The organism is Arthrobacter sp. TJ-58 (genome assembly GCF_058269295.1).
The window spans coordinates 376,090-401,364 of sequence record NZ_JBZCNM010000001.1 but is presented as its reverse complement, the minus strand read 5'-3'; the positions used below and the strand labels follow the sequence as shown (position 1 = coordinate 401,364).

The following is a 25,275-nucleotide window of genomic DNA, read 5'->3' as shown; positions in this document are numbered from 1 at the left end:
TACAGGAGGCAGCCGTCCAGGCAACGGTCCGCCTGTCCCGCTCTTTAGCCCCGTTCCTGCCCCTGCCTATTGCCGTGACGGAGGTCCCCTGTCAGCATGGCGGCCCCCGGCGTCCTTCACTGGGACAAGCCGCCGCACCGAGAGGGAACCAGAATGCGCACCCATAATCCCATCCCCAGCAACCAACCGGCACCGAGCCTTCGCCGCAGGACATTCCTGGGCGGCGTGGCCGGCACCACCGCCGCCGGACTCGCCGGCCTGAGCCTGCTCACCGCACCCTCGGCCGTTCCGGCGCCGGCCGCCCCCGCCATTCCCGGCACTGACCTGGATCCGCTGGACCTGCTCAAACGGATGCTCTCCTTCGACACCCAGAACTTTGGAACCGGCGGCAATACCCGCCCCCACGCCGAAATGCTGCAGGAGGTCTGGACCCGCGCGGGAGTTCCCGTGGAGATTGTGGACACCCCGCAACCGAACAACGTGCACGTGATCGCCCGAATCCCGGGCACCGGCCGGGCAGAGCCGCTGCTGCTTTTGGGCCACTCGGACGTCGTTCCCGTTGAACTGGAAAATTGGACGGCGGATCCGTTCAGCGGCGAAGTCCGCAACGGCGAAATTTACGGGCGCGGAGCCCTGGACATGAAGGGAGCGAACGCCGCTTCCATTACGGCCCTGCTGCGCCATCTCAGCGAAGGTGCCCGGTTCGACCGGGACATCATCGTCCTGACGGACTGCGACGAGGAGGCGGGGTCCTTTGGCTCCCGCTGGCTCGCGGCCAATTACTGGGAGAAGCTCGACGCCGGTTCCGTGCTCACCGAGGGCGGCTGGTTCCTGGCCCAGGACGACGGAACCACCCCCATGCTCATCAGCGCCACGAGGCAGGACAAGGTCTACTTCAACATCGACCTCATCGCGCGGGGCACCGCGACCCACTCGTCCAAACCGCTCGGTGATGCCGCAATCGTCACCCTTGCCCGCGCCGTCGCGAAGCTGGGTGACTGGCAGGCGCCGGTCTATCTCACGGATGTGACCCGCGAGTACTTCCGCGCCGTGGCCGATGCCACCACCAACTGGAAGTTCGCTCAGGCGCTGCGGAGGATGCTGGAGGCACGGAATCCACAGACCTTGGAACGCTGGGCGCGCATGGTCATCGCCAAGTCTCCCTACCCTGCGCTGCACGGCGCACTGCTGCGCACCACCCACGCATTCGTCATCGAAAACGCCGGCTACAAGGAGAATGTCATTCCCTCCAGCGCCGAAGCACGGATCAACTGCCGCGCCATTCCCGGCGGCCAGAAACCGCGGCAATTCCTGGCCCAGGTGCGCGAGCAGCTGTCCCGGAAGGACGTGGAAGTTCGGATAGCGGCCCCGGAAGGTGTCTCGGAAGAGGAATACCTGGCCACGCTTGACCAGACCTGGGCGACCCCTCCGGCCGATACCAACACCGATCTGTTCCGGGCATTGAAATCAGCGGCGCGGGACACCTACCCGGGAGCCCGCTTCACACCCGCCCTGTTCGAGGCCGGGACCAGCCTGGCACCGTGGCGCGACCGCGGAATACCGGGATACGGCGTGTACCCCTATGTCCTCAGCAACGCCCAGCTGATTGGGATGCACGGCAACGACGAACGCATCTTCACCGCTGCACTCCAGCAGGGTACCGATTACATGTACTCCGTGTTCTCCCGGTTGAGGGTTTAGCTGTCAGTTATTGTCGGTGCGTCCCCGAAGTTGCCGGCAGAGGAAAAAGACATGGTTTTGAAATGCGCAGTGCTCGACGATTACCAGCACGCCGCCACCCGGTTCGCCGATTGGACCGAGCTTGGTGACCAGGTTGAGCTGACTGTGTTTCCGGATCACCTCACCGGGGAGGATGCGCTGGCACAGCGGCTGGCCGGCTTCGACGTCGTCGTGCTCATGCGCGAACGCACACCGTTTCCGGCCAGTCTCCTGGCGTGGCTTCCCCGGCTGAAGCTGCTGGTGACCACCGGCATGCGCAATGCCGCGGTCGACCTGGAGGCAGCCCGGGCGCAGGGCGTGATTGTCTGCGGAACGGAGAGCAGTTCCGCGCCGCCCGCGGAGCTGACCTGGGCACTGATCCTGGGTCTTGCCCGGCATCTGGTTCCCGAGGCAGCCGCCCTGCGGAACCGCGGCCCGTGGCAGCACACCGTGGGCGCTGATCTGCAGGGCGCCACCCTTGGGCTGCTGGGACTGGGCAAGATCGGATCGCAGGTTGCCCGGGTCGGAAACGCGTTCGGCATGGAGGTCATCGCGTGGAGCTCCAACCTGACGGCGGATCGCGCGAAGGTGTCGGGCGCCCGGCTCGCTGCCTCGAAGGAGGAGCTGCTGGCCGTTTCCGACGTCGTCTCCATCCACCTCGTGCTCAGTGACCGCACGCGGGGGCTGCTCGGGGCCGGGGAGCTCGCCCTAATGAAGCCCACTGCCTGCCTGGTGAACACGTCGCGGGCTGCCATTGTGGACCAGGCCGCGCTGCTCGATGCGTTGGCGCAGGAACGGATTGCCGGGGCCGGGCTGGACGTCTTCGAGGAAGAGCCGCTGCCGGCGTCGTCCCCGTTCCGGGACCTGCCCAACGTTCTGGCAACGCCCCACCTTGGCTATGTGACCGAGCGGAACTACAGCACGTTCTTTCCGCAGGTGGTGGAGGACATTTCGGCGTTCCTGGCGGGCAGTCCCGTGCGGATGCTGTAGCTCCGCCGGGCGCCTGCGGAGTGCGCCGGGGCAGATTCCCTTCGCTTTGGGAAAAACCGCACGGTTTGGGAAAAACCGCCCGGTCCGCAGCGTCCGGAATTTCCCACAACGCAGGGAAAATCCCAAAGCGGCCGCGGAAACGGGTATGGATGCTGAAGTTCAGCCCGAAGGCGCTGCGTCCCGGCAACCCGGTCCGCAGCACCTCCGCGTTAGACGGGCTGGTAGGCGCCGGCCACTCCTGCCAGTGCATCCAGCGAGGAGATCACCACGTTCGCCGACTGCGTTGCTGCGTCATCCACCTGGTCCCGGAAATCATCCTCGGCTGCCGGGCCGCACAGGTCGGAGATGCCGCGGACAGAAATGAACGGAACACCAAAAACGAAGCAGGTCTGAGCAATCGCGGAGGACTCCATGTCCGTTGCCAGCGCACCGGGGAAACTACCGGTAATCAGTTCAGCTCTGGCGGGAGTGACAAAGTTGTAGCTGGAGACAATCAGGCCGTGATGCAGGGGAATGGTTCCGCCGGTCTGGGCCAAGCGGATGGATTCGGTCAGCTGCTCAGGAACCGGGTAAATTTCGGGCATCCCCGGTACCTGGCCGAGTTTGTAGCCGAAGGCGCGGGCGTCCGCGTCCACATTGATGTATTCGGATCCCACCACGACGTCGCCCACACGGACGTCGGCTCCCAGTCCGCCCGCGCTGCCGGCGCTGATCACTACCGGCTGCTCAGTGTTTTCACCGGCGCGCTGCGCTTCGAGGATGGCGGTGGTTGCTGCTCCGGCGGCGTTAACGAGGCCGATGCCGGTTCTGACAAGTACCACGGGGTGGCCGCCCAGAACTGCGTCGCGGTGAACCGCGTTCCCGATCTGCCGGCCCGGGCCAACTTCCTCTGCCCGTTCGATAAAGGGAGCAAGCTCGTCGTCCATTGCGACGAGGATGACAAATGCAGCTGAACTCACGCGTACACCACATCCCAGCCGGCACGGTCCGCAAGGAAGCCCGTGGCCGCTGCCTGCGCTGCTTCAAGGGAGTGGTTGGCACCCCAGCCGCACTGAACCTCGTTGGCAGCAGGAACTGATTCTGCGCGCAGAATGTCGTTCAATGTCACCTCGACCAGAGCAGCCACTTCATCAAAGGCCGGAGCGCCCTGCATCATCAGGTAGAAACCCGTCTGGCAGCCCATCGGAGAGAAATCAATCACCTTGTCTGAGTGATTGCGCGAATGCTCGGCGAAAAGGTGCTCCAGGGAGTGCACGGCGTCCATTTCGAGGTGGGCCGCGTTGGGCTGGGTGAAACGAACATCAAACTTGGTAATCACGTCACCGCCCGGAAGCTGCTTTGTGTCGGCAACCCGGATGTAGGGTGCCGCAACAAGACGGTGGTCGAGGTTGAACGATTCCACATTCATGCGCTCTTGATCCATCTTCATCCTTCTGTTCTGTTCGAGGTGGGCGTTCCGCCATCCAGGCCCAGGAATCCCCGGCCCCGGCAGCCGCAGTGAGCGGCAGGGGACAACAGACCAGACTATAGGGTCAAGCTGTTCAAATTTCTGAATGTCGCTGACGCACGGCGTAAAGGTGACAAAGAACGCAACAAACCCGGCGACATCCCTCCGCATTGGGAAAAAACGACCGGTACGCGGAGGCAGGGATTTCCCAAAGCGGAGGAGAATCCCCAAGCGGCAGCCAGCTCCCGGGTCCACCGGCGGGTACGGCAGGATGGACCTATGACCACTGCGAAAACCGTGCTGCTGTTCCTTCTGGCTGCCGTTGCCGAAATTGGCGGCGCCTGGATGGTGTGGCAGGCCGTCCGGGAGGACCGGGGCTGGTGGTGGGCCGGGCTTGGAGTGATTGCCCTGGGGTTGTACGGTTTTGTGGCAACGTTGCAGCCGGACGCACACTTCGGCCGGATCCTGGCCGCGTACGGCGGTGTGTTTGTGGCGGGCTCGCTCGCCTGGGGAATGGTCTTTGACGGCTTCCGCCCGGACCGCTGGGATATCGTCGGTTCGATCATCTGCCTGGTGGGCGTGGCCGTCATCATGTTTGCACCGCGGACGGCGGCCGTCTCATGACTGACTTCCGCCGTGACGCTCTCGCCGCCGTATACGCCGACGTCGTGCTGGACAACCTGCGCCGGCCCTACCCGTACGCCTCGCACCACGTTCAGGCCTCGCCCGAGGACCGGCCGAGCCCGCGCGAGGTGCACCCCAGCTTCCACACGTCCTTTGACTGGCACTCGTGCGTGCACATGCACTGGCTGGGCGTGACCCTGCTGGAATACGGGCTCGACGACGGGCGGGATGCCGCCCTGCGCGCAGAACTGGACGCCACTCTGACGCCTGAGAACCTGGCCGCTGAAGGCTCTTATCTGCGCGCCAATCCGGGCTGGGAACGCCCCTACGGCTGGGCTTGGCTGATGCGCCTCGCCGGCGCTGCGGCCGCGTCGGCAGACCCGCAGATTTCCGGATGGGGAAAAGCACTGGATCCGCTGGTGGATGATGTGGCGCAGCTGGTGGAAGGCTGGGCCGCGAAGGTGGAGCACCCCGTCCGGCACGGCATCCACACCAACACGGCCTTCGGCCTGGGGATGCTGTACAGCTCGTTCCGTGTCCTGGGACGAGCAGAGGCCGCCACGACCTGCGCCGGCGCTGCGATCAAGTGGTTCGCCGGCGACACCGGCTGGGCCGCAGAGTGGGAGCTCAGCGGCCAGGACTTCCTCTCCGCCGGACTCAGCGAGGCTGATCTCATGGCACGGATTCTGGATCCGGCCGCCTTCGCCAAATGGTTCGCCGCGTTTCTGCCGGGATTGTCGGCGTCGTCCCGTATTTTGCAGCCGGTGTCCGTGACCGATGAAACCGACGGTTACATGGTCCATCTGCACGGCCTAAATCTTTCCCGCGCCGGCCAGGCCGCTCGGATCCTGCCGGTGCTGGAGGCAGCCGGAGAGGCGGGAGCGGCCGATGCAGCAGTACTGCGGGCCGGGCTGGATCCACTGCTCGACGCCGGTTTGGACGCCGTGGTCACCGCGGAATTCATGTCATCGCACTGGCTGGCCAGCTTCGGCTGGGACGCACTCAGCAGCAGGGACGCACTCAACAGCAGGGCCGCACTGCCGGACTAAGCCCTTCACATCTGCATTTCACATTGCCGGGAATTCTCGGCAGGGAGTGTCATAGTGAAGCCATGAATGGAACGCAGCTCCGTTTCTCGGAAAGCACCATCACCCCCACCGCGCCGGCCGGCTGACAGGGCAACAGTGCGGAACTTGTACATCATCACCCACCCGGAGGCCACGCATCACGTCGAGAATCTCGTGGGTGGCTGGTACGACTCGGCGCTAACCGCCCGGGGTGTGGAGGACGCCCGCCGGATAGCCGCAGCACTCACTGGTCTCGCATCCGGCGACGGCGGAACGCTGCTCTTCAGCTCCGATCTTCTCCGGACCCGGCAGACAGCTGCAACGATCAGCGAACTGCTGGGCCTGGACATCATCTTTGATCCGGACCTTCGGGAACAGTCCTACGGGGCAGCCGAGGGAACGCCGGCTGGTTCCATTCCCTACCTTCCCCCGCCCGCTCAAGGAGAACGCATGCAACACCGCGACGGGGTGGAAGGGTCCGAGTCGAGACATTTTTGGGCGAGCCGGCTCTACACAGCTCTGGACCGGATTCTCGCCGCGGGAGCACGCAACACCGTCGTTGTGACCCACGGCGGTTCAGCCACGTACCTCATTGCCGCCTGGATCGGACTCCCCCTGGCTGCCGCCGGCTATGTGAAGTTCCGGCTGTCCCCCGGAAGCATTACGCATCTGAACGAAGACGATTTCCATCATGACCGATGCGTTCTGGACCTGAACCGCACCGGCCATCTGGGGATACCCGAAACCCGGGCCTGATCTGTATATTCAGCCCCGGAGCAACCCGAACGGTTGCCGACTTCAGGAAAGGCGCGGGCATGGCGAAGCTGGATTTACGGGTGCGGTTAATCGGACAGGCGCTGCGCAGGGTCTCGGTCACCGGGAAGAGCGAGGAGCAGATCCTCGCCGATCAGGAGCGTTCAATCGGGCACAACCCGGTCCTGGACTGGCTGCTGGGCGGACTCGCCGCCGGAGTGGACGTCAGCAATGACACCGCGGCCGGCGCTGAGGGCAGAATTCCCGTGCGCATCTACCGCCCGCACGGAGCCGCCGGCACACTGCCGCTCGTGCTCCTGATTCACGGCGGCGGCTGGACCAGCGGAAACCTGAATACCTATGACTGGCTGGGCAGCAGCATCGCCAAGGGGGGCGGCGCCGTCGTCGTCTCCCTGGACTACCGGCTGGCCCCTGCGCACCGCTGGCCGGCCGCGGCAGAAGACTGCTATGCGGCTCTGGTGGATGTGGCGGCCCGCGCGCCGCAGTGGCGGGCCGACAGCGGCCGGCTCGCCGTCGTCGGGGACAGCGCGGGCGGCAACCTTGCCGCCGTCCTGACGCTTATGGCGCGCGACCGGTCCGGCCCCGCCATCAGCTGGCAGGGCCTGATCTATCCCGCCACCGACCTCACCCTGGGCAGCGCCTCGCTGGAGGAGAACGCGGATGCGCCGGTGCTCACCAAGAGTGACGTCCTCGCGTTCCGCAGTCATTACGTGCCCGACGACGGCGACCGCAGCAATCCTTATGCCTCGCCGCTTCTGGCACCGGACCACAGCGGCCTGCCCCCGGCACTCATCCAGGTGGCCGAACATGACCCGATCCGTGACGACGGCCTGCGCTACGCCGAAGCCCTGCGCGCCGCCGGCGTCCCGGTCCGCGTCACCACCTATGTGGGGATGCCGCACGGTTACCTGGCCTTTCCGAAGCTGTGCCGCAGCGCACCTCAGGCGCTGGCGGAACTGTGCACGGAGCTGCGGGCCCAGCTGGCACCGGCACCGGCGTTGTAGTTGGCGCTGTAACGGCACCGTTCCTGACCGACAAAAGAAGTTGTCAAGCAACCGTTGACACGAACATGGTGTCAAGTTCTAATTGACACATGAAAACTCAACGTTCTGCCTTTGCCGTTCTCGCGGTCCTGATGTTCGTGATTGGCGCTGCCGTGCTTGCCCTGTGGCTTGTTCTTGACCTGCACGGGTTCTTCAAGGGAATGTGTCAGGGCGCCGGGTTCATGCTGCTGGCCGGAAGTGTTTTTATCGCTGTTCGATACGCCCGCAAGGGAAGCAAAGGTGGCGAGACCGCCGACTGGCTGCCCAGCAGGGACGGCAACGGCACCAGCGGCTGGCTGCCGGGACGCAACGGTGAGCGCCCGTGACCCGCACCGCACCCGAGGACCTGCAGGAGCAGATCGGCGCCCTGATTCTCGGAACTTACGACGACGCCGGCAAACTCACCGAGGCGGACCACCTCACTCTTGTCAGCCGGGCCGCTGCGGCGGAACAGGCCAGCCAGGAGCTGCAGCGGCGGGCTGTCACGGCAGCCCGCAATGCCGGGATCAGCTGGGCTGCCCTGGGCCGGGAACTCGGCATGACGCGGCAGGCGGTGCAGCAGCGTTTTGGCGGCAGGACGGATTCTGCAGAGTCCGGTGCTGTGGAGACCGGTGCCGTGGAGCGCTGGCTCGGACCGGTCACCGCCTTCAATGAAATGGCGGAACTGGAGCTGGCCGGCCGGCTGGGTTGGCGAACGGTTGGAGCTGATGTCCTGCGGCACCGGATGCTGCGCACCGACACCCAGTGGGAGCACCGCCGGGTGCTGTGGACCAAGCCCTCCCACCTCTACGAGACGGACGGCTGGGAGGTCGGCTGCCGTGCCTTTCCGTGGCTGTACCTCGTGCGCGACCTGCACAAAGCCCCCGAACAGGATTCATCCGGGGGCTGAGCAGGGCCGGGGACAGTTCCTCTTTACTCCATCTTCACGCCGCTGAGCTGGCTGACAGCTTCCGGATCGCTGTGATCAAAGAACTGGGTTTTGCCCGTATCAAGATCCGCGATGGCAGCCATTTCCTGGGGGCTCAGCTCAAAGTCGAACACGTCCATGTTGGCCGCCATCCGGTCCGGCTGCACCGTTTTGGGGATCACCACAATTTCGCGCTGGATGAGCCAGCGCAGCACCACCTGGGCCACAGACTTCCCGTGCCCGGAACTGATGGTGCTGAGCGTGGAGTTCTCGAAGAGGTTGTTCTTCCCTTCCGCGAAGGGGGCCCAGGACTCATGCCGGACGCCGTGGGTGTTCATCAGCTCATTCTCGACCGCCCGCTGGTAAAACGGATTCGTTTCAATCTGGTTCACCGCCGGAGTGACGTTGTTGTGAAGGATCAAATCCAGCAGCCGGTCGGATCCGAAGTTGGAGACCCCGATCGCCCGGGCGCCGCCGTCGTTGAAAATCTGTTCCATCGTCCGCCATTCGCCGTAAACGTCGCCGAAGGGCTGATGGATCAGATACAGGTCCACGTAATCCATGCCCAGGTTCCGCAGCGAGGTTTGAAAGGCGGAGAGCGTGGTTGCTTCGCCGTTGTCCTGGATCCAGAGCTTGGTGGTGATGAACAGTTCATCGCGCGGAATACCGCTTTTCTGCACGGCTCGGCCCACGGCTTCTTCGTTTTGATACGCCGCAGCCGTGTCCAATGACCGGTAGCCGGCATTCAGGGCGTTCGTGACCGCTTCTTCGGTTTTCTCGGACGGGATTTGATACACACCGAAACCAAGAATTGGCATGACCACGTCGTTATTGAGGGTGACGTACTCCATCGGGTTTCCTTTCAGTGGCAGCGTGGCTGCCCGGCGGGGTATGAACGGTCTCGCCGGAGCGTATTTGCAGCGCCTCGCCGCGCGGTGGGGCGCCGGGAGCGGCGCGTGCGCCGTCGTCAGGCGCCTGCTTCCCTTCGACAGTACAAGCCGCCCCTCCCCCGTGGGAGGGGCGGGCCTCAGGACAGGCGCGGGAGCTCCTCTTTGGAACCGCAGCCTTTTTTCACGGCATTCGCCCCGACCCCCACATACGGTGTGTCCGGGTCAGGCGAAGGCCCTGATGCCGGCGAAGCCCGCAACGCTGTGGTGATCCGGCCGGCGGGCTTGCCCGGGCAGCGAAAGTTCCGGCCAAAGGGCGTTTCTTCGATAAACTGTCGAAATGACAGCCCTTACCCGCGGAACCTCAGTTGCAGCACAGCTGCAGCAACTCATTCTGGACAACCCCGGCATGGAGCTTTTCCTCGAAGCGTTCGCCGGGCAGGCTGCGGAACTTTTCAGCGACCCGGATCAGCTGTTCGGCAGCATCACTCTGAAGCGGGACAAGCGCGCCCAGACTGTGGCCAGCAGCAGCCCTCAGGCCGATGAACTTGACGAACTCCAGTACGGATACGGAGACGGGCCATGCCTGTACGCAGCGGAGAGCGGAGAGACGACGCTGGTGCCGGACACCCGCACGGGTTCCCGCTGGAACGAGTATTTTGAGGCGATCCACGGCTTGGGGTGTTACTCCATGCTCGCTGTACCCCTGCTCATTGGTGACGACGGCGGCGCGGCCCTGAACCTTTACGGCAAGAGCACCGGCATCTTTACCGATGACTTCGTGAGGGCTGTCGAGGAATATGCCGCTGAAGCGGCCGTTACGCTGCAGGTTGCCGTGCAGATCGCCAACCACAAGGAGGTCACCGACGATCTGCGGAAGGCCATGGAATCCCGCACCGCCATCGACGTTGCCGTCGGAATCGTTGCCGGACAGAACCGGTGCAGCCAGGAGGAGGCCTTTGGCATCCTCCGAAGGGCGTCCAGCAACCAGAACATGAAACTCCGCGAGTTGGCTGAGCGGCTGGTCGAGTCCGTAACAGCAGCCAAAGTGGCAACCCACTTCGCCTAAGGCCAGGCGGGCTGCGGGCTGCTACTGGCGGGGCCAATTCCCGCCAGACAGAAACTACGACGCTGAACCGACTTTGCGGTGGACTGCAAACCGATAAATTACGTGCCGCGAATTTTGTCCAAGTAGTTGCGTTGGGACGGCGAACGGAATCCAATAGTCCAATGACGAACGATTCCGGCACTGCCACATCAAAAACACAGCCCGGACTGAAGCGGGCAATCGGTGCTCCGCTGCTGTTCGCGTTTATTGTGGGCGACACCCTCGGCGCCGGCATCTACACCCTGGTGGGTACCATGGCCGCCGATGTCGGCGGCGCCATCTGGATCCCCCTGCTGATCGCACTGGTCGTCGCGTTGCTCACTGCCGCGACGTACGCAGAACTGATCACCAAGTACCCGCACGCCGGCGGAGCCGCACGTTACGCCGACCGGGCTTTTGGCATACCCTACCTGTCGTTCCTCGTCGGCTTCCTGATGATGGCCTCGGGAATCACCACAGCTGCTGCCCTCGCGAATGCCTTCGCGGGCGATTACCTGACAGCGCTCATTGACGTGCCGGCCGCCCCCGCAGCAATCGTGTTCATCATCCTGCTGACCCTGATCAATCTTCGCGGCGTCAAGGAATCCCTCGGCGCGAACCTCGTCGCCTCCGTCATCGAGGTTACCGGCCTCGTCATCGTCATCGTCGTCGCCGCCATCGTCTTCACCTCCGGCAACGGAGACCCATCCCGGCTCCTTGAGTTCGCACCGGACGTGCCGCCCCTCCAAGGCGCCTTTGCCGCATCGATTGTCGCCTTCTTCTCTTTCCTCGGCTTCGAGGCGGCAGCAAACATGGCCGAAGAAGTGCGTAACCCCTCCAAGGCTTACCCCCGCGCACTGTTCGGCGCTATCTCCACCGCCGGGGTCGTCTATCTCCTCATCGCTATCGGCGCGGTCATCGTCCTGCCCCCAACTGATCTGGCGGAGTCCTCCGGGCCTCTGCTCGACGTTGTCGCCGCGAGCGGTGTCGGGATCCCGCCCGGGCTGTTCAGCATTATCGCTCTGATCGCGATTTCCAACGGGGCGCTGCTGTTCATGGTGATGGCCAGCCGTGTCGGCTACGGATTAGCCGAAGCCGAGTTGCTCCCCCGTGCCTTCAGCCGCGTGCTGCCCGGCCGCCGCACTCCCTGGGTCTCCATCGTGGTCATTGCCGGTTTGACGATCGTCCTCACCCTCACCGGAAATGTCGCGACCTTGGCGGAAACCACAGTGCTGCTCCTGCTCCTGGTGTTCCTTTCTGCCAACGTCAGCGTCCTCGTCCTCAAAAAGGACAAAGTCAACCACGACCACTTCACCGCCCCCCGCATCCTGCCAGTCCTCGCGATCATCGCGAGCATCGCACTCCTCACGCAACAATCCGCGACCATCTGGCTCAGCGCCGCCGTGTATGTAGTGATCGGTTCCCTGTTGTTCCTCGCTGCCCGCGCCGGACGCAAACACCAGGAACGCGTGGACGCCCGCTGATCTCCGACCCGCCGTTGTGGCATTTCCCCGTCCGGGGTGTCGGGGTTATCAGCTGCAGCTGCGGCGCGTAGCCATATCGCAGATGACTATTTCCACGTTCTCCATTTTGCCGCTCGCCTGGAGCACGCCCACCGCCACCCCCAGCAGCACAATGAGCACAAGCGCCGTAATGACGGTAAAACGCTTCCAATCGAACTTTCCGCTTTGCATGGGTCGAGCTTCGCAGAAAGCACCACAAATACGTAAAGAAGTGGTCCCGGATGAGTGTGACCATGAGGGTTTAGGAAAGCTGTAAATTTGAAACCATGACTGAACGTGTGGGACAGCTTGCGTCCATTTCCCTTGATTGCCCTGATACCGATGTGCTGGCGGCGTTCTATTCCGCTCTTTTAGGTCTGGAGGAAGCCTTTGCCACGCCGGACCGCGGCGTGGTGGCACTGTCCGGGGCCGGACCCATGCTCACGCTCATGCGTGCCGATGACTATGCTGCCCCCTCTTGGCCCGATGGTCCCCAGCGCCAGCAGATGCATTTGGATATTGCCGTGGACAACGTGGACTCAGCCGCAGAGGCAGCAGTACGGTTGGGCGCAAAGCCCGCGGAACATCAGCCGGCACCCGAACAATGGCGGGTACTGCTTGATCCCGCAGGCCATCCGTTCTGTCTCACCGCTGTACGCCCGGATTAACTACGACCCGGCCCGGCCGGGCCGGGGTCCCCTCAATACGCAAAGGACGCCACCATGAGCGAGCGGCTCAAGGACAAGACAGCCCTGATCACCGGAGCCGCGAGCGGCATGGGGGCCTCACATGCCCGAGCCTTCGTCCGCGAAGGCGCCAAGGTCATGATTGCGGACATCAACGACGACGCCGGAGAAGCCCTGGCCGCCGAGCTCGGCGATGCCGCCCGCTACGTGCACTTGAACGTCACCAGCGCCGAGGACTGGAACGCCGCCGTCGCCGCGACCCTGGAAGCCTTCGGCGGGCTCAACGTCCTGGTCAACAACGCGGGAATCCTCGACGGCGGAGCACTGGGCGAATACCCGGCGGAGCGCTGGCAGCGGGTCCTGGACATCAACCTGACCGGCCCCTTCCTGGGCATGTCGGCCGCGGTCCAGGCTCTGAAGGCCTCTGCTCCGTCGTCGATCATCAACATCTCCTCCACCGCAGGACTGGAGGGCATCGCGGGGATGCACGGCTACACGGCGTCGAAGTTCGGCCTCCGGGGCCTGACCAAGTCCGCGGCCCTGGAACTGGCCGGCGACCACGTGCGGGTCAACTCGGTCCACCCCGGATCCATCCAGACCCCCATGACAGCCGTGATGGGCGAGCAGAAGCCCATCGACTTTACCGAAACCACCCTGACCCGTCCGGCCGCTCCCGAAGAGGTCACCAGCGTGGTCATCTTCCTGGCCAGCGATGAGTCCAGTTTCTCCACGGGCGCTGAATTCGTGGTGGACGGCGGCATTACCGCCGGGAAGATCTACAACGTCTAAGCGGGTTGTTGTTCTGCGGACCGGCGCCCCGTGCCCGGTCCGCGGGTCTTTAAGCGTGCTCCACCGGCTGCTGCATTTCGGTCACCCAGTCCGACTGGTCTTCGGACACCGCGCGGACGTACACCTCCCGGCACGGCCCGGAGGGAGCGAATCCGCGGGCGATCATTTCGGTGTGGACGGCCTGCCAGCTTTCCCCGATCCGGTCCATGGATCCCAGATGAACGCCGCAGATGGCGGTTGGCACCGAGGGCAGCTCCACCACGTTTACGCCGTCGGGCACACCCGAGGTGACGGCATAGCCGGCGAGGATGCGCAGGCCGTCCTCGGCCATTTCATACTGGGCGATTGGCTGGTCCAGCGGAACACCTGCGGAAGCCAGGATGTCCCCCACGGTGTCGAACAGCGGCCCGACGACGGCGGCCACCTCCGGCTGCTCGGCGACCACGGCGGCGCGGGCGGCCAGCCGGACGGCGGGCAGGGACTTGGCGACGATCTCGATCTGTGACATGGCATCTTCCTTTTCAATGAGGTGGAGCCTTCCCCGTCTGCCACTGTGTCAGGGTCAAGTATGGCCTGCCGGTCCCGCTGAAGCTTTTACTGCGTATGCTGTCCGGCATGACGACGCCCATGCTCTCAGCCCTTCCTATTCCGCAGACCGCATCATGAGCGGCCGCATCGTTCTGTTCGGTGCCACCGGATATACCGGCGCCCTGGTGCTGGACTCACTGCTGAGACGGGGCCTGCGCCCGGTTCTGGCCGGACGCAATACTGGTGCGTTGGCCGGGCTGGCCCGGCAACACGCCGGATTGGACTATGCCGCTGCAGACGCCGGTGATCCGGACAGCATCCGCCGGCTGCTGGGGCGCGGTGACGTGCTGATCAGTACGGTGGGCCCCTTCGAGCGGTTCGGCCTCGGGGTCGCCGAAGCGGCAGTGCAGGCCGGTGCCCGCTACATCGACACCACCGGAGAGGTGGGGTTTGTGCGCACCCTGCAGGAGAGGTTCGGGAACCACGCGAAGGAAACCGGTGCCGTGCTGCTGCCTGCCTTCGGATATGACTACGTTCCGGGAATTCTTGCCGGCGCCATGGCAGCCCAGCAGGCCGGAGATGCCGGACGGAAGCTCGACATCGGCTACTTCACCTCCGGCTCGCTGCTTCCCGGGTTAAGCCACGGCACCCGAAGCACGCTGCGCGCCGGGCTGTTCCTGCCGGCCGTGCGCTTCGCCAACGGACGCCTGGTGGAAGAACGGACGGCGGCAGACGTTCATGTTTTTCCGCTGAGCGGAACGCCCCGGGGACGCAAAACGGGAATTCTGGTTCCGGGCACGGAGGTGCTCTTCCTGCCCGGTGCATTTCCTCAGCTGGACAGCGTATCGGTGTACAACGGCTGGTTTTCCCCGTTCAGCCGGGCCATAAGCGTGATGTCCGCTGCCTCCTCCGTGGCCGGGAGGTCCGCCCGGGGCCGCCGAATTATGGAGAAGCTGACGGCGCCGATCATCGGGAAACCGGGTGGACCGGACAGTGCCCGGCGGGCAAAAACCCGCACCCGGGCGGTTGCCACCGTGACGGGAACGAACGGGAACCTGCTGTCCTCCGTGCAGCTCACCGGCCCCAACGTGTACACGCTCACCGGTGAGCTGATCGCGTGGGGAGCCGAGCAGCTGCGCGACCGGCAGGATCTGGACCCCGGGGTGGCCAGTCCCCTCAGTGCCTTCGGTCTTGAGGACCTGGCGCGGGGATGCGCCGACGTCGGTCTGGTGCCGATGGACGGGCGCCGGGACTAGAAGTTCGCTGGACTTCTTTCAGCCCGGAACCTTGCTGACTACACCGACCGGGTCTCGCCCGCCCGGTCGGCAAAGGCCGCCTCCAGGTTCCCCACGAGCGCTTCCTCCACCCGGCGTCCCATGTCCCGGATTTCCTCGTCATCGGCCGGCAGCATCTGGTTGCGGGCGGTTTCCAGCACCAGGGAGTTCTGCCGGCGGATCTCTTCGCGCTGATCATCGTTGACGGCGGTGGCAGCGCAGTCCCGCAGGAGCCGCAGCACGGCGGTGAGGACAATGGGCTCCGAATGGGCAAACCGGCGCACCGGACCGCAGACCATATCCAGGAAGTAGCGGTAGTCCCGGCCCATGGTGACCAGCCGGAGTACGCCGTCGTTATCCTGATGCGCCTCCGGACCCAGCCGCCGGCGCTGCAGGTCCACCAGCAGATCCGCGCAGTAGCCGGTGGCGTGGGCAGCGGTGATGGGGTCATTGATGCTGGGGGAAATGGCCTTCACGGCGATGTCGGTCAGCTGCCGCAGTCCCAGGGCGGCGTCCTGTTCCGGGGTGCGCTCGTAGCCGATGTCCAGGGCCCCGGCCAGGGACTTCTGCACGGCGCCCAGCGGCACCTGCCCGCCGTCGTCGGCCCAGACCCGGGCCACCGGCGACCCGACCGTGATATGGTCACCCGGCTGCACCAGGACCCGCATGGCCAGCCGCCGCTCCTGGAGCATGTCCATCAACGGCTTCCAGTTGAGGGTCTGGATGATCCCGCTGCGCCCGCCGGCAACAAGCGTGCCTCCCGCGGGCTGGTCAAACTCCTGCACTTCCCCTGCCTCGGACACCGGATAGGTGTCCCGAAGGACCGCCAGACAGTCCTGATGTGCGTTGAGCATCATGGTGTCCACCCGCAGGGAACGGGCAATGTGCCCGATGAACAGCAGCAGCACAATCCCGGAGGCAATCCCCAGCACATACACCAGGCCGACCGCCAGCACCGGCACCGGCCGGTTTGCGTCCATCCCGTGCAGGCCGGTGATGCTGACCAGGAACGTCCCCAGCAGCACGCCCAACACAGCCTGGGTCCGTGCGTCACGGGCAAATTCCCGCAGCAGCCGGGGCGAGAACTGCTGTGAGGCCAGCTGCAGCGCCACCACGGTCAGGGAAAACGTCACGGTCGCAGCCGTCATCACGCTGGTGGCGACGGTCTGCAGCAGACTGGACGCCGCATCGACGCCGGTGGGCCAGATCCACTGTGCCCAGGCCACCTCTTCTCCTGGGCGCACCCGCATCAGCAGCAGGGTCAGGACCACTGCCGCCAGCGAAGCGCAGCTGGGCCAGAACCACAGAGATGCGCGCAGGCCCTCGCGGGTGACGCGGAACCTCGGCTGCGTTCCGTGCGGATCATAGGCGGCAGTGGTCGAACCGTGAGTCATCGGAACCCCTCTGAACAAGGACTGTAAATCAAGGAAAGTGAGCGTGTTCCCAGTTTGCCCGGAAGACCTTGCGGTTCCAATCAGGTGCCGCCCCGCGCTGCACCTTAACAGCATGCCTCCCCGGCAGCCGCTAGGCTGAAGCCCACTCGCACCGCTATTGAGAGGCACTTCCTTATGAGCACCGGCTCCCGCCGCCTATCCAAACCCATGGCCGTCTCGGTCTCCCTGATCCTGGCAGGACTGCTGACGGCAGCTCCGGCGTCGGCCGTTGAACCGGCGCCGGCCCCTGCACCCGCAGAGCTTGCCGCACCCCAGGGCACCCCCGCACAAAGCAAGCAGCAGATCATCGACATGTTCAACGGAATCAATGCCTTCCGTAAAGGCAAAGGCCTCAAGCCGTTGCGGATCGGTGCGAACGCTTCACTCGTGGCCCAGGAGTGGTCCACCCACATGGCGGACACAACAACGCTGGAGCACTCCTCGGGCTATGCCAAGGACAAACGGATTGAGCCCGGTTTTGTCTCCGCTGCCGAGAACGTCGCCTACAACAGCTACGGCACGGGCCAGTCCATTGTGGACCAGTGGATCAACTCTCCCGGGCACAACGCCAACATGAGCCGGCCCGCTGACAACGTCATGGGCGTGGGAATCGCGTTCGATAAGCAGGGCCGTTTCATGTGGGGAACCACCACGTACTACCAGTACGGGCAGGTGCCGCAAAAGACGTTTGTGACGGCGGAAGAGTATCTCGCCAGCCTTGCCGCCGTGCCGCCGGCTGTTTTCAAGGACGTCCCGAACGGTTCAGCCTTCGCCGAGGATATCCGCTGGATGACCGAGAAGGGCATCACCACCGGGTGGCCCGACGGAACCTTCCGTCCGCTGGACACTGTGCGCCGCGACGCGATGGCCGCCTTCCTGTACCGGTTGGCGGAATCCCCCCAGCACAAGCCGCAAAACGTCTCCCCCTTCAATGACGTGTCTCCCAGCCAGCAGTTCTACAAGGAAATGACCTGGCTTGCCGGAACCAAGATCACCACCGGCTGGCCGGACGGCACGTTCCGTCCGCTGGACACCGTGCGCCGCGACGCCATGGCCGCCTTCCTGTACCGCAGCGCCGGTTCACCGGCCTACACCCCGCCGAAGACGTCCGTCTTCACTGACGTCAGCACGGGAAACCCGTTTTACAAGGAAATCTCGTGGCTTGCAGACCAGGGCATCTCCACCGGCTGGTCCCAGCCCAACGGCACCAGGACCTTTGCCCCGGGGCAGGCTGTGGCCCGTGATGCCATGGCCGCCTTCATGCACCGCTTCGATCAGCGGGGCTGGTAAACCCCGGCCGGGTTGGGAGCGATGACACCACTTTCACGGCTCCCAACCCGGCGTTGGCCATGTACCCTGAGCGGCATGACGGCACCCATGGTTTATGTCCTTTTCCCGGGCACTGCGCGCGAGGCCCTGACCTTTTATGCCGGGGTGTTCGGCGGCGAGCTGTCGCTGCACACCAACGGCGACTTCGGCAGCGGGGGCCCGCCGGATGCCATTGCCCACGGGGTGCTCGACGGCGTTGTTCCGCTGGCCGCGGCGGACGCGGACGGGCAGGAAAAGAGTGTTCAGCTTGAGGGGTTGATGCTTTCACTGCTGGGAACCGCTGAACCCGGCGTTCTGCACCAGTGGTTTGACCAGCTGGCCGACGGCGGCCGGATTGTCGACCCGCTGATGCCCAAGCCGTGGGGCGCCTCGGACGGTCAGGTAATCGACCGGTACGGGCTGCACTGGCTGATCGGATATGAGCCGGCGGCCGGCCCGGCAGGCGAACCCGCAACTGAAAAGGATGGCCTCCATGAATCTTGACGGCGACCCGCAGCGCGCATCGGAACTGTGCCGGGAAGCTCACGCCCGCGTCCTGGACAGCGTGGCGCAGCTGACGGACTCGGATGCCCGGGCCGCCAGCCTCTTGCCCGGATGGACCGTGGGCCACGTCCTCACGCATCTGGCGCGCAATGCGGATTCCCATGCGCGGCGAATATCGGGAGCGCTGGACGGGCTGGATCTTCCCAAGTATGCCGGCGGCAGCAAACAGCGGGAGGCTGAAATCGAGGCCGGAGCCGGGCGCCCGGCGGACGAGCTCGTCGTCGACTTGGAAGCCAGCGAACACAGGTTGGAGCAGGTCTTCGACCGGTACACCGCGGCGGGGGCGCCCAACGGCCACTTCCTCGGCGGGGAAGACTACGGGGTCTTGGCGTGCCCGGCACACCGGCTGCGCGAGATTGAGATGCACCATGTGGATCTGGGCCTCGGCTACACCTCCGCGGACTGGCCGGAGGAATACGTGGCGTGGGATTTGCAGACCTTGCTGGCCGGCGTTCCCGAACGGCTAGCTTCCTCCGCTGACCGGCGAACGTTCATGGCCTGGCTGTCCGGCCGGGGGTCTCTGGACCCGGAGACCAAGCTGGCTCCCTGGTGAAAAAGCTGCTGCTCTGCTGCGCCGCTTGCCGGACAGCGGAGTAGAGCAGCATATCCCTGCGTACGCCGGAGATTTCCTGGTGTATCTATTCCTTCAGTGTTCCCTGGACAACGATGAAGTGTCTTCCGTGTTCTCTCATGCTCAGCTGGCAGGGGGCGGGCTGCGGGGGAGCCCTTCGCCGTGGTTAACAGCATTGGCTCCCGGCTCGAGGAGCAGCGGCCGTGGCATCACATAGATCGATCACAGCGCCGTCGACGATTTGGTATGCACTACGACCAGAAGAAGATGTAGAGTCCCGGTCAAATATCGTTGATCACCCCGGAACCCATTACGCATGCTAGTGGAATTTCAAGCCATGGAGCTCGATACCGGTGCGCTCTACAGTCCCGCAACCGGGGTCACAGAAAAGTGACAGTCACGTTCAACGACTTCTAAATATTGGGACAATCGTAGCGTGCAAACTATTTATCGCTGAAGATTCTCAAAAATTCTGTCACACTGGCACTCTATAAAGACATAGCTACGGAAAATCCATAAAAACCACCCCGAGTGAAAGCAGCTATAAGGCGATCTATGCACCTGGACTACTTAGGACACCAGAGCGAAAATAACAGAGCAGACTTTATTGTCCGCGACTTGTCGGGCCCATCTGCCGCACGAAAACTCATTTATCGGATGACGAATTTTCCAAGCACCCACTCAATCGGACTTGATTTCGATCGCACCGAGAAGGTCTATCCCAACGGCGCGGTCCCATTCGCTTGTGCCTTGGATTTCCTGAAGGAGCAGGGGCACGAGTTTCACGTAGCCGGTGCCGGCCACCAGCGCTCACTAACTCACGTTCTATCACCAATGGAACATCCGGCTGATTCGAACCAAAGCGCACAGCTAACTGACGTTGTCTGGAAGTACAGAGATGAGGCAGAGGCAGGCGAAATCACCCGCCGATTCATGGGTGCACTATTGGACCAGATGCCCTGTGAGGAAGGCGTATATGACACGTTGAATTGGTGTATTTATGAAGTGCTGGACAACGTCTTTCAACACAGCCAAGCCCCCGCTGGGTACGTGATGATGCAGCTCCACAGGAACACGAGGCAGTGCGTGATCTCTGTAAGTGACTCGGGAGTTGGAATCCACCGAGCCATGGCCATCGGTGCCGCATCCGGAAGAATCCGCCCAAGTGACATTCTTACGGCCGATAAGGCTATTGCATATGCGGTTCAGCAAGGTGTCACGAGCAAGGGGCACCTCAACCAAGGGAACGGTCTATTCGGCCTCAGCCGATCCGTTGAGATAAACGGTGGTGCTCTAAATATTCATTCTGGCAAAGGGACTTGGGCCTTCAAGGAAAACGCGGTTGTACAGTCCGAGTCGGACCCTCAGCGACCACTCTTGGACTTAGAAGATCACCATGGAACCACGGTAGATTGGCAGTTGAATTGTGAGACCAAAGTAAGTATTGGAGAAGTCCTGGGCTCGAGGGTTTCTTCGAGCGATCTCGTGGAGTCGATTGAGACCGTCGAAGGACATCATGAACTAGATGCCTCCGAACTCGAACGCTCCATCGGCTCAAGAAAGCATGGCCATGAAGTACGAACTCGCATCTCCAACTACCTTGCTGCGGGCGCTCCCCAGATAGTCCTTAACATGACTCAGCTTGATACTATCTCGTCCAGCTTCGCCGATGAAGTCCTTGGCAAGTTGGCCGCCGAATTGGGTGAGGCAGAGTTTAAGAGACGGATTGTGATCGTGGGTGCAAGTATAACTAATCGTCAGCTCATAGCTCGGGCTATTGAACTCCGCGCCGAAACTGAGAAAACGAGCCCGAGAGCTTAGCAACCCGAAGCGCCGGTGAATTGGCACGTTTCACCAATCGGTTCGCCTGGCCCTGCCTGCTTGGGACTTGTGGTTCGTCGGCAGGCTTTTATTCAACGGGAGCATCTACCAGATAGGGACCAGATTGGAGGGAATCCCCCCAGAGTGAAGTCGGATAAGTTGACATGCAACGGGGTCCGCGGCCCCATCGATGCACGGAGGCGTCACTGCCGTACACGAGGATGCACTTCACCATCCCACGCCTTGCCGGACAGCGGAGCAGAGCAGCATATCCCTGCGCACACCGGAGATTTCCTGGTGGCTGCGAAGGATGCCTTCGCGAACAAACCCTGCGTTCTCCGCAGTGCGCACCGACGCGGTATTCCACGGCTCGATATAAGGCTCCAGCCGGTGCAGGGTCGGAAGAGTCCAGGCGAAGTCCACCAGCGCCAGCAACGCATCGGCGGCAACGCCGCGGCCGCGCGCGTCCGGGCTCACCGCATAGCCTGCCGTGGCCCGTCCTTTCCCCAATTCACGGGTAAAGAGGCCAATCTGGCCCAGGCAGCGGTTGGTGGCGACGTCCGCGATGGAGAAGGCGAATCCGGTTCCGCGCACATGGTGCTGCTGCTGCCGCTCAACCCAGGAGAGTGCTTCCTCTCGGCTTGCCCCGGCGGGAAGGGTGCCGATAGTGGGAACGTACGGGTCTTTGGCGAGTTCCACCGCCATGGCAGCGTCCTCGGTCCGGAACTTCCGAAGGCGCACAGCTCCGTGGCTCGGGTCGGCCGAGGGCCACGGGGGTATATCGAAACGGGTCTCCATCCGCACAGTCTGCACCATCAGCCCGAGCTCCGGCCGCTCTCCGATTACCCTTGGGGCAAAGTCACCGTAAAAACAGACCCCTGCCCCTGTTCACTGATGAATGTCAGCTCACCGCCATGGTTTTCGACGATGTTCCTGGTGATCACCAGGCCGAGCCCGACGCCGGGAACCGCCGAGGCTACTGCCCTGCGGCTGCGGAAGAACTTGGTGAAGACGCTCGCCTGCTCAGCCGCGCTCATTCCAATGCCGGTATCGGCCACGGACAGGCGGACCGAGTTGTCCTCCTGCCAGAGCCGGACGCTTACCGTACCGCCGTCGGGCGAGTACTTCACTGCATTGGAAAGCAGGTTGTCGACTACCTGTGCCAGCCGCTGGGGGTCCACCTCCGCTATCAGGGACTCGGGAAGATCCTCCACCAGCTTCACCGCATTGGCGTCTGCCTTGGGCGCTACGGATTCCAGCCCCGAGCGCACGATCTTGGCCAGGTTCACCGGCCGCGCTTCCATTTTCTTGCTCCCGGAGGCCACGGAGAGCAGATCTGAGACCAAGCTGAGCAGCCGTTCCGAGTTGCGCAGCGCCACCTCAAGCGCACTGCTGACATGCGGGGACAGGGTTTCGTCCTCCAGGGCAAGGTCGAGGTATCCCATGATGGAGGTCAGCGGGGTCCGCAGCTCGTGGGATACTCCCGCCACGAATTCCTCCTGTGCCGCCACTGCTTGGACCAGCCGGGTGACATCATTGAAGGCGAGCACCGATCCGGAGAAGACTCCGTCGGTTCTGATGGGCCGGGACGAGACGGTGACGGCCATTTGCTTGTCACCGCCGGGCGCAAACCACACCAGTTCGTTGGAGAAGGACTCTCCGGCGCCGGCCCGGCGGAATGGCTGGTCGACGGGCGGAATCGGCGTCACGCGATCCGGCCCGAACATCAGTTGCTCCATTTCCGCGATGGAGGCATCGCCCATAGCCGTGCGCCAGGTGGATGCCATGTGGGCGTTGGTAAGCAGCGGTTCCCCCTGTTCGTCCAAAACAAGGAGGCCGACGTCGGCAGCGTCCAGGACTGTTGCCAACAGGGCCTCGCGCTTCCTGCTCTCTGCCAGGCCGTCCTGCAGAATGCGGTCCTTTTCCTCGAGTGCCTCCTGGTTGGCCCGCAGTTCCGCCACGGCCGCGGCGCGTAACACTTCCGCCGCCTCAGCCTTGCGCAGGGCTGCCACCAGTTCCTGCTCATAGCGTCGGCGTGCAGAGGCATTGAAGACGGAAATGCGGTCCAGTCCGCCGTCGTCGTCGTCCTCGGAGCGGACCCCGGACAGGAGGGCCGGAATCCTTTTCCCGTCTGCCGAGAGCAGCTCCACCGCCATCTCGTTGAAACACCCGGCTACCGCCAGCTGGGGTACAGCGTGGGACGCGAACAGGATCCGGTCCCCCACCGGCAGCAGGTCAACAACGTTCTTGCCTAACAGTTCTTCACGGGAATGCCCGGTCCAGGAAACCAGTGTCCGGTTTACATCCAGGATCGTGCCGTCCGTTTTAAGGACGAGATATCCGGACGCTGACGCATGGAAATGATCCTCATAAGTGCTATTCACCAGGGACGCTTCCCAGATAGTTCAGGATCGCGGCCGCCGTGAGTCGCGGGGCACTGAGATGCGGCATGTTTCCGTTGGCATCCAGTGGCATCAGCGTACTGTCGGGCAGATTCTCGTGGAGGTACTGGGACGCGGCTTCGGGAGTCAATGGATCTCCCCGCGACTGCAGGATCAGGGCAGGAACGGATACCTGGGGCAGCAAGTGTCGGACGTCTGCGGCAAATGACATCTGCAGGAAGTCCCGGACATACTCCGGGTGCAACCGGCACATGTTCTCAGCCAATTCGGCACTGACCTCCGACCCAGCGTCTGCGCCCGCTACCGCAGGAGCCATCATCTTGGCCCACAGGGGATAATTGGCCTCCACGGCGTCCAGGACATCCGCAATATCCCCCGGGCGGAATCCGCCGGCATACCCTTCGTCATTGAGATAGCAGGGTGAGGCGCAGAGCAGGACGAGACGCGCAATCCGCGGACTCCGCGCCGAGGCGGCCAGCGCCATGGTGCCGCCAATGCTGTGCCCCACGACAGTGGCATCCTGCACCCCGAGGACGTCAAGGATCTCGGTAAAGTCCCCCAAGTGGCCTTCCAGGGAAGCGTATTTGGCGGCAGCATAAGCGTCCGGGTCCGCGTCTCCGGTTCCCACGTGATCAAACAGCACCACTTTATAGGCGTCCGTCAAAAAGGGCAGCAGGCGGTTCCAGATCACCTGGTCGCAGCCAAATCCCTGTACCAGCAGCAGTGCCGGTCCATCCATACGTCCCAGCACCCGGACGTTGTTGCGGTGCCTCACTGCGTCCGCATTCATCCTCCACCTGCTTCCGCGTTAGTTTCAGTTATCCATTATTGCGTCTGTTGCCGCAGCTGCAGCACGCGGGCCTAGGCTGCAGTTCGTCTGCGTCGGACCAGCCAGAAGGCTGCACCGCCCAGAAGGACGACCGCCGCGAGGGCAGAGATGATGATGGTGCGGTGATCCGGTTCATCCTCCGGCACCGCAGCTGCATCGCTGAAGGTCAAATCCGCCGTGGCCTGCGCCGTGACCAGTCCGCTCTTCAGATCCAGCTGGGCATGCCAGGGCCCAGCGGGCAGCTCAGGCGCCAGGGTGACCGTTACCGGGGCGGAGGCGCCGGGCGCGATGGTGACAGTGCCATCGAGGGAGGCTGGTCCGGCGGACAAGCCACCCGGGCCGTCTGTGAGGGTGAGTTGCCCCTGTACATCGATGGTCCGGCCTCCGGTATTGGTGACTTCGGCGCTCACCTGGGGCGCGCCGTCGCTGGCTCTGCCCGCAGCCAGGGAGTCAACGGTGAACGCGGTGCCAGGGCCGTTGCCGGGGCCTACCGAAAGATAGACACGAATTCCGACGCGGCTGGCCGTGACAACCTGGGTCCCCTCGGCCGGGGTTGACCGGACTTCCGCCCACAGCGCGGCGTACTGCTCGCCCTCCGGCGCGTCCACGGGCACGTCGATACGCACTGGCACGTCGGCGCTTTCGCCAGCCGCCAACTCTACCGTGGGCGATTCCACGGTGGTCCATTCGGTCAGCTCGTTTTGAGCCTCCCGCTCAAGCCCCACAAAAGAGTCATCGGTTACCTCGGCGGCTGCAGTGTACACGTCGATGGACTGCCGTCCCGAGGTGTTGTTCTGCACCTGAATGCGCCGCTCAATGGTGGTCCCCGGGGCCAGATGGTCCACGATGTAGGACCGGGCGCGCGGGTCCGTCTGGGCGGCGGCAGGAATATCGAGCAGACGAATACCGATTCCCTCCGGCGCCGGTGATTCTGCGGCGGAAGATGCGGAAATGGAAAGGGAAAAGAAAATGGCGGTGAGAAAACCCGCATAAAGGAAACGCAAACAGACCCCTGGCAGGCGG

General features: G+C 63.8%; 27 protein-coding genes. 17 read left to right on the top strand and 10 right to left on the bottom strand.

The window, feature by feature from the left end:
- The first annotated feature begins 153 nt into the window (after positions 1-153).
- Together AC4D2W_RS01895 and AC4D2W_RS01890 are read left to right on the top strand one after the other, a co-directional pair.
- Positions 154-1,701 (top strand): M20/M25/M40 family metallo-hydrolase, encoded by a 1,548-nt coding sequence (locus AC4D2W_RS01895; protein ID WP_490925220.1) that lies wholly within the window; start codon positions 154-156, stop codon positions 1,699-1,701.
- A gap of 51 nt (positions 1,702-1,752) precedes the next feature.
- Positions 1,753-2,709, top strand: a complete 957-nt coding sequence (locus AC4D2W_RS01890; protein WP_490925219.1) for a D-2-hydroxyacid dehydrogenase family protein — start codon at positions 1,753-1,755, stop codon at positions 2,707-2,709.
- Positions 2,710-2,918: 209 nt separating this feature from the next.
- On the opposite strand, the gene mtnN is transcribed toward AC4D2W_RS01890, so the two are convergent.
- Both mtnN and AC4D2W_RS01880 read right to left on the bottom strand, forming a co-directional pair.
- Positions 2,919-3,668 (bottom strand): 5'-methylthioadenosine/S-adenosylhomocysteine nucleosidase, encoded by a 750-nt coding sequence (gene mtnN / locus AC4D2W_RS01885; protein WP_490925218.1) that lies wholly within the window; start codon positions 3,666-3,668, stop codon positions 2,919-2,921.
- Entirely contained in the window at positions 3,665-4,132 is a 468-nt protein-coding gene (locus AC4D2W_RS01880; RefSeq protein ID WP_490925996.1) for an S-ribosylhomocysteine lyase, read from the bottom strand. The genes mtnN and AC4D2W_RS01880 overlap by 4 nt, the downstream gene beginning before the upstream one ends.
- A gap of 303 nt (positions 4,133-4,435) precedes the next feature.
- Between AC4D2W_RS01880 and AC4D2W_RS01875 the strand changes: the two genes are divergently transcribed.
- From AC4D2W_RS01875 to AC4D2W_RS01850, 6 genes are all read left to right on the top strand, one after another.
- Positions 4,436-4,780 (top strand): YnfA family protein, encoded by a 345-nt coding sequence (locus AC4D2W_RS01875; RefSeq protein ID WP_490925217.1) that lies wholly within the window; start codon positions 4,436-4,438, stop codon positions 4,778-4,780.
- The gene (locus tag AC4D2W_RS01870) at positions 4,777-5,829 is read left to right on the top strand and encodes a DUF2891 family protein (protein ID WP_490925216.1); all 1,053 of its coding nucleotides are present in this window, start codon (positions 4,777-4,779) and stop codon (positions 5,827-5,829) included. Before AC4D2W_RS01875 ends, AC4D2W_RS01870 begins: the two co-directional genes overlap by 4 nt.
- Positions 5,830-5,973: 144 nt before the next feature.
- Positions 5,974-6,603, top strand: coding sequence for a histidine phosphatase family protein (locus AC4D2W_RS01865; protein ID WP_490925215.1), 630 nt, complete (start codon positions 5,974-5,976; stop codon positions 6,601-6,603).
- Between the two features lie 59 nt (positions 6,604-6,662).
- A complete protein-coding gene (locus AC4D2W_RS01860; protein ID WP_490925214.1) occupies positions 6,663-7,625 on the top strand; it encodes an alpha/beta hydrolase in 963 nt (320 codons plus the stop codon).
- Between the two features lie 89 nt (positions 7,626-7,714).
- Positions 7,715-7,990 (top strand): hypothetical protein, encoded by a 276-nt coding sequence (locus AC4D2W_RS01855; protein ID WP_490925213.1) that lies wholly within the window; start codon positions 7,715-7,717, stop codon positions 7,988-7,990.
- Positions 7,987-8,553 carry a hypothetical protein gene (locus AC4D2W_RS01850; protein WP_490925212.1) on the top strand — a complete coding sequence of 189 codons (567 nt, stop codon included), beginning with the start codon at positions 7,987-7,989 and terminating at the stop codon, positions 8,551-8,553. The genes AC4D2W_RS01855 and AC4D2W_RS01850 overlap by 4 nt, the downstream gene beginning before the upstream one ends.
- Before the next feature lie 23 nt (positions 8,554-8,576).
- Here the strand turns inward: AC4D2W_RS01850 and AC4D2W_RS01845 are convergent, their stop codons facing one another.
- Positions 8,577-9,422 carry an aldo/keto reductase gene (locus AC4D2W_RS01845; RefSeq protein WP_490925211.1) on the bottom strand — a complete coding sequence of 282 codons (846 nt, stop codon included), beginning with the start codon at positions 9,420-9,422 and terminating at the stop codon, positions 8,577-8,579.
- Between the two features lie 376 nt (positions 9,423-9,798).
- Between AC4D2W_RS01845 and AC4D2W_RS01840 the strand changes: the two genes are divergently transcribed.
- Both AC4D2W_RS01840 and AC4D2W_RS01835 read left to right on the top strand, forming a co-directional pair.
- Complete coding sequence (locus tag AC4D2W_RS01840) at positions 9,799-10,527, top strand: GAF and ANTAR domain-containing protein (protein WP_490925210.1); 729 nt, start codon at positions 9,799-9,801, stop codon at positions 10,525-10,527.
- Between the two features lie 161 nt (positions 10,528-10,688).
- Entirely contained in the window at positions 10,689-12,029 is a 1,341-nt protein-coding gene (locus AC4D2W_RS01835; protein ID WP_490925209.1) for an APC family permease, read from the top strand.
- A gap of 48 nt (positions 12,030-12,077) precedes the next feature.
- Here the strand turns inward: AC4D2W_RS01835 and AC4D2W_RS01830 are convergent, their stop codons facing one another.
- Positions 12,078-12,239, bottom strand: a complete 162-nt coding sequence (locus AC4D2W_RS01830) for a hypothetical protein (protein ID WP_490925208.1) — start codon at positions 12,237-12,239, stop codon at positions 12,078-12,080.
- 95 nt (positions 12,240-12,334) lie between these two features.
- Between AC4D2W_RS01830 and AC4D2W_RS01825 the strand changes: the two genes are divergently transcribed.
- Complete coding sequence (locus tag AC4D2W_RS01825) at positions 12,335-12,715, top strand: VOC family protein (RefSeq protein WP_490925207.1); 381 nt, start codon at positions 12,335-12,337, stop codon at positions 12,713-12,715.
- Positions 12,716-12,769: 54 nt separating this feature from the next.
- On the top strand, positions 12,770-13,522 hold the full coding sequence (locus AC4D2W_RS01820) for a glucose 1-dehydrogenase (protein ID WP_490925206.1): 753 nt from the start codon (positions 12,770-12,772) through the stop codon (positions 13,520-13,522).
- 49 nt (positions 13,523-13,571) lie between these two features.
- On the opposite strand, the gene AC4D2W_RS01815 is transcribed toward AC4D2W_RS01820, so the two are convergent.
- Positions 13,572-14,030, bottom strand: a complete 459-nt coding sequence (locus AC4D2W_RS01815) for a GyrI-like domain-containing protein (protein WP_490925205.1) — start codon at positions 14,028-14,030, stop codon at positions 13,572-13,574.
- Positions 14,031-14,184: 154 nt separating this feature from the next.
- On the opposite strand from AC4D2W_RS01815, the gene AC4D2W_RS01810 reads away from it, so the two are divergent.
- A complete protein-coding gene (locus AC4D2W_RS01810) occupies positions 14,185-15,306 on the top strand; it encodes a saccharopine dehydrogenase family protein (RefSeq protein ID WP_490925204.1) in 1,122 nt (373 codons plus the stop codon).
- Positions 15,307-15,344: 38 nt separating this feature from the next.
- Here AC4D2W_RS01810 and AC4D2W_RS01805 read toward each other — a convergent pair whose 3' ends face one another.
- Positions 15,345-16,718 carry a DUF2254 domain-containing protein gene (locus tag AC4D2W_RS01805; protein ID WP_490925203.1) on the bottom strand — a complete coding sequence of 458 codons (1,374 nt, stop codon included), beginning with the start codon at positions 16,716-16,718 and terminating at the stop codon, positions 15,345-15,347.
- Between the two features lie 174 nt (positions 16,719-16,892).
- Here AC4D2W_RS01805 and AC4D2W_RS01800 point away from each other — a divergent pair, with 174 nt between their 5' ends.
- The 4 genes from AC4D2W_RS01800 to AC4D2W_RS01785 all read left to right on the top strand — a co-directional run bounded on the left by AC4D2W_RS01800 (position 16,893) and on the right by AC4D2W_RS01785 (position 21,021).
- Positions 16,893-18,047, top strand: a complete 1,155-nt coding sequence (locus AC4D2W_RS01800; RefSeq protein ID WP_490925202.1) for a CAP and S-layer homology domain-containing protein — start codon at positions 16,893-16,895, stop codon at positions 18,045-18,047.
- A gap of 75 nt (positions 18,048-18,122) precedes the next feature.
- Positions 18,123-18,569: a VOC family protein gene (locus tag AC4D2W_RS01795; RefSeq protein WP_490925201.1), complete on the top strand. Its 447-nt coding sequence runs from the start codon at positions 18,123-18,125 to the stop codon at positions 18,567-18,569.
- Entirely contained in the window at positions 18,559-19,182 is a 624-nt protein-coding gene (locus AC4D2W_RS01790; RefSeq protein ID WP_490925200.1) for a maleylpyruvate isomerase N-terminal domain-containing protein, read from the top strand. The genes AC4D2W_RS01795 and AC4D2W_RS01790 overlap by 11 nt, the downstream gene beginning before the upstream one ends.
- A gap of 573 nt (positions 19,183-19,755) precedes the next feature.
- Positions 19,756-21,021 (top strand): STAS-like domain-containing protein, encoded by a 1,266-nt coding sequence (locus tag AC4D2W_RS01785; RefSeq protein WP_490925199.1) that lies wholly within the window; start codon positions 19,756-19,758, stop codon positions 21,019-21,021.
- A 228-nt stretch (positions 21,022-21,249) separates the two neighbouring features.
- On the opposite strand, the gene AC4D2W_RS01780 is transcribed toward AC4D2W_RS01785, so the two are convergent.
- The 4 genes from AC4D2W_RS01780 to AC4D2W_RS01765 form a co-directional block, all read right to left on the bottom strand.
- Positions 21,250-21,819 (bottom strand): GNAT family N-acetyltransferase, encoded by a 570-nt coding sequence (locus AC4D2W_RS01780; RefSeq protein ID WP_490925198.1) that lies wholly within the window; start codon positions 21,817-21,819, stop codon positions 21,250-21,252.
- Positions 21,820-21,863: 44 nt separating this feature from the next.
- Entirely contained in the window at positions 21,864-23,405 is a 1,542-nt protein-coding gene (locus AC4D2W_RS01775) for a PAS domain-containing sensor histidine kinase (RefSeq protein ID WP_490925197.1), read from the bottom strand.
- Entirely contained in the window at positions 23,398-24,213 is an 816-nt protein-coding gene (locus AC4D2W_RS01770; RefSeq protein ID WP_490925196.1) for an alpha/beta fold hydrolase, read from the bottom strand. Before AC4D2W_RS01770 ends, AC4D2W_RS01775 begins: the two co-directional genes overlap by 8 nt.
- Positions 24,214-24,284: 71 nt before the next feature.
- Positions 24,285-25,256 (bottom strand): COG1361 family protein, encoded by a 972-nt coding sequence (locus tag AC4D2W_RS01765; protein WP_490925195.1) that lies wholly within the window; start codon positions 25,254-25,256, stop codon positions 24,285-24,287.
- Positions 25,257-25,275 lie beyond the last annotated feature (19 nt).

Coding starts and splice junctions, on each gene's coding strand:
- AC4D2W_RS01895 (WP_490925220.1), top strand. CDS start 154: ATGCGCACCCATAATCCCATCCCCAGCAACCAACCGGCACCGAGCCTT.
- AC4D2W_RS01890 (WP_490925219.1), top strand. CDS start 1,753: ATGGTTTTGAAATGCGCAGTGCTCGACGATTACCAGCACGCCGCCACC.
- AC4D2W_RS01880 (WP_490925996.1), bottom strand. CDS start 4,132: ATGGATCAAGAGCGCATGAATGTGGAATCGTTCAACCTCGACCACCGT.
- AC4D2W_RS01875 (WP_490925217.1), top strand. CDS start 4,436: ATGACCACTGCGAAAACCGTGCTGCTGTTCCTTCTGGCTGCCGTTGCC.
- AC4D2W_RS01870 (WP_490925216.1), top strand. CDS start 4,777: ATGACTGACTTCCGCCGTGACGCTCTCGCCGCCGTATACGCCGACGTC.
- AC4D2W_RS01860 (WP_490925214.1), top strand. CDS start 6,663: ATGGCGAAGCTGGATTTACGGGTGCGGTTAATCGGACAGGCGCTGCGC.
- AC4D2W_RS01855 (WP_490925213.1), top strand. CDS start 7,715: ATGAAAACTCAACGTTCTGCCTTTGCCGTTCTCGCGGTCCTGATGTTC.
- AC4D2W_RS01845 (WP_490925211.1), bottom strand. CDS start 9,422: ATGGAGTACGTCACCCTCAATAACGACGTGGTCATGCCAATTCTTGGT.
- AC4D2W_RS01840 (WP_490925210.1), top strand. CDS start 9,799: ATGACAGCCCTTACCCGCGGAACCTCAGTTGCAGCACAGCTGCAGCAA.
- AC4D2W_RS01835 (WP_490925209.1), top strand. CDS start 10,689: ATGACGAACGATTCCGGCACTGCCACATCAAAAACACAGCCCGGACTG.
- AC4D2W_RS01830 (WP_490925208.1), bottom strand. CDS start 12,239: ATGCAAAGCGGAAAGTTCGATTGGAAGCGTTTTACCGTCATTACGGCG.
- AC4D2W_RS01825 (WP_490925207.1), top strand. CDS start 12,335: ATGACTGAACGTGTGGGACAGCTTGCGTCCATTTCCCTTGATTGCCCT.
- AC4D2W_RS01820 (WP_490925206.1), top strand. CDS start 12,770: ATGAGCGAGCGGCTCAAGGACAAGACAGCCCTGATCACCGGAGCCGCG.
- AC4D2W_RS01815 (WP_490925205.1), bottom strand. CDS start 14,030: ATGTCACAGATCGAGATCGTCGCCAAGTCCCTGCCCGCCGTCCGGCTG.
- AC4D2W_RS01810 (WP_490925204.1), top strand. CDS start 14,185: ATGAGCGGCCGCATCGTTCTGTTCGGTGCCACCGGATATACCGGCGCC.
- AC4D2W_RS01805 (WP_490925203.1), bottom strand. CDS start 16,718: ATGACTCACGGTTCGACCACTGCCGCCTATGATCCGCACGGAACGCAG.
- AC4D2W_RS01800 (WP_490925202.1), top strand. CDS start 16,893: ATGAGCACCGGCTCCCGCCGCCTATCCAAACCCATGGCCGTCTCGGTC.
- AC4D2W_RS01795 (WP_490925201.1), top strand. CDS start 18,123: ATGACGGCACCCATGGTTTATGTCCTTTTCCCGGGCACTGCGCGCGAG.
- AC4D2W_RS01790 (WP_490925200.1), top strand. CDS start 18,559: ATGAATCTTGACGGCGACCCGCAGCGCGCATCGGAACTGTGCCGGGAA.
- AC4D2W_RS01785 (WP_490925199.1), top strand. CDS start 19,756: ATGCACCTGGACTACTTAGGACACCAGAGCGAAAATAACAGAGCAGAC.
- AC4D2W_RS01780 (WP_490925198.1), bottom strand. CDS start 21,819: ATGGAGACCCGTTTCGATATACCCCCGTGGCCCTCGGCCGACCCGAGC.
- AC4D2W_RS01770 (WP_490925196.1), bottom strand. CDS start 24,213: ATGAATGCGGACGCAGTGAGGCACCGCAACAACGTCCGGGTGCTGGGA.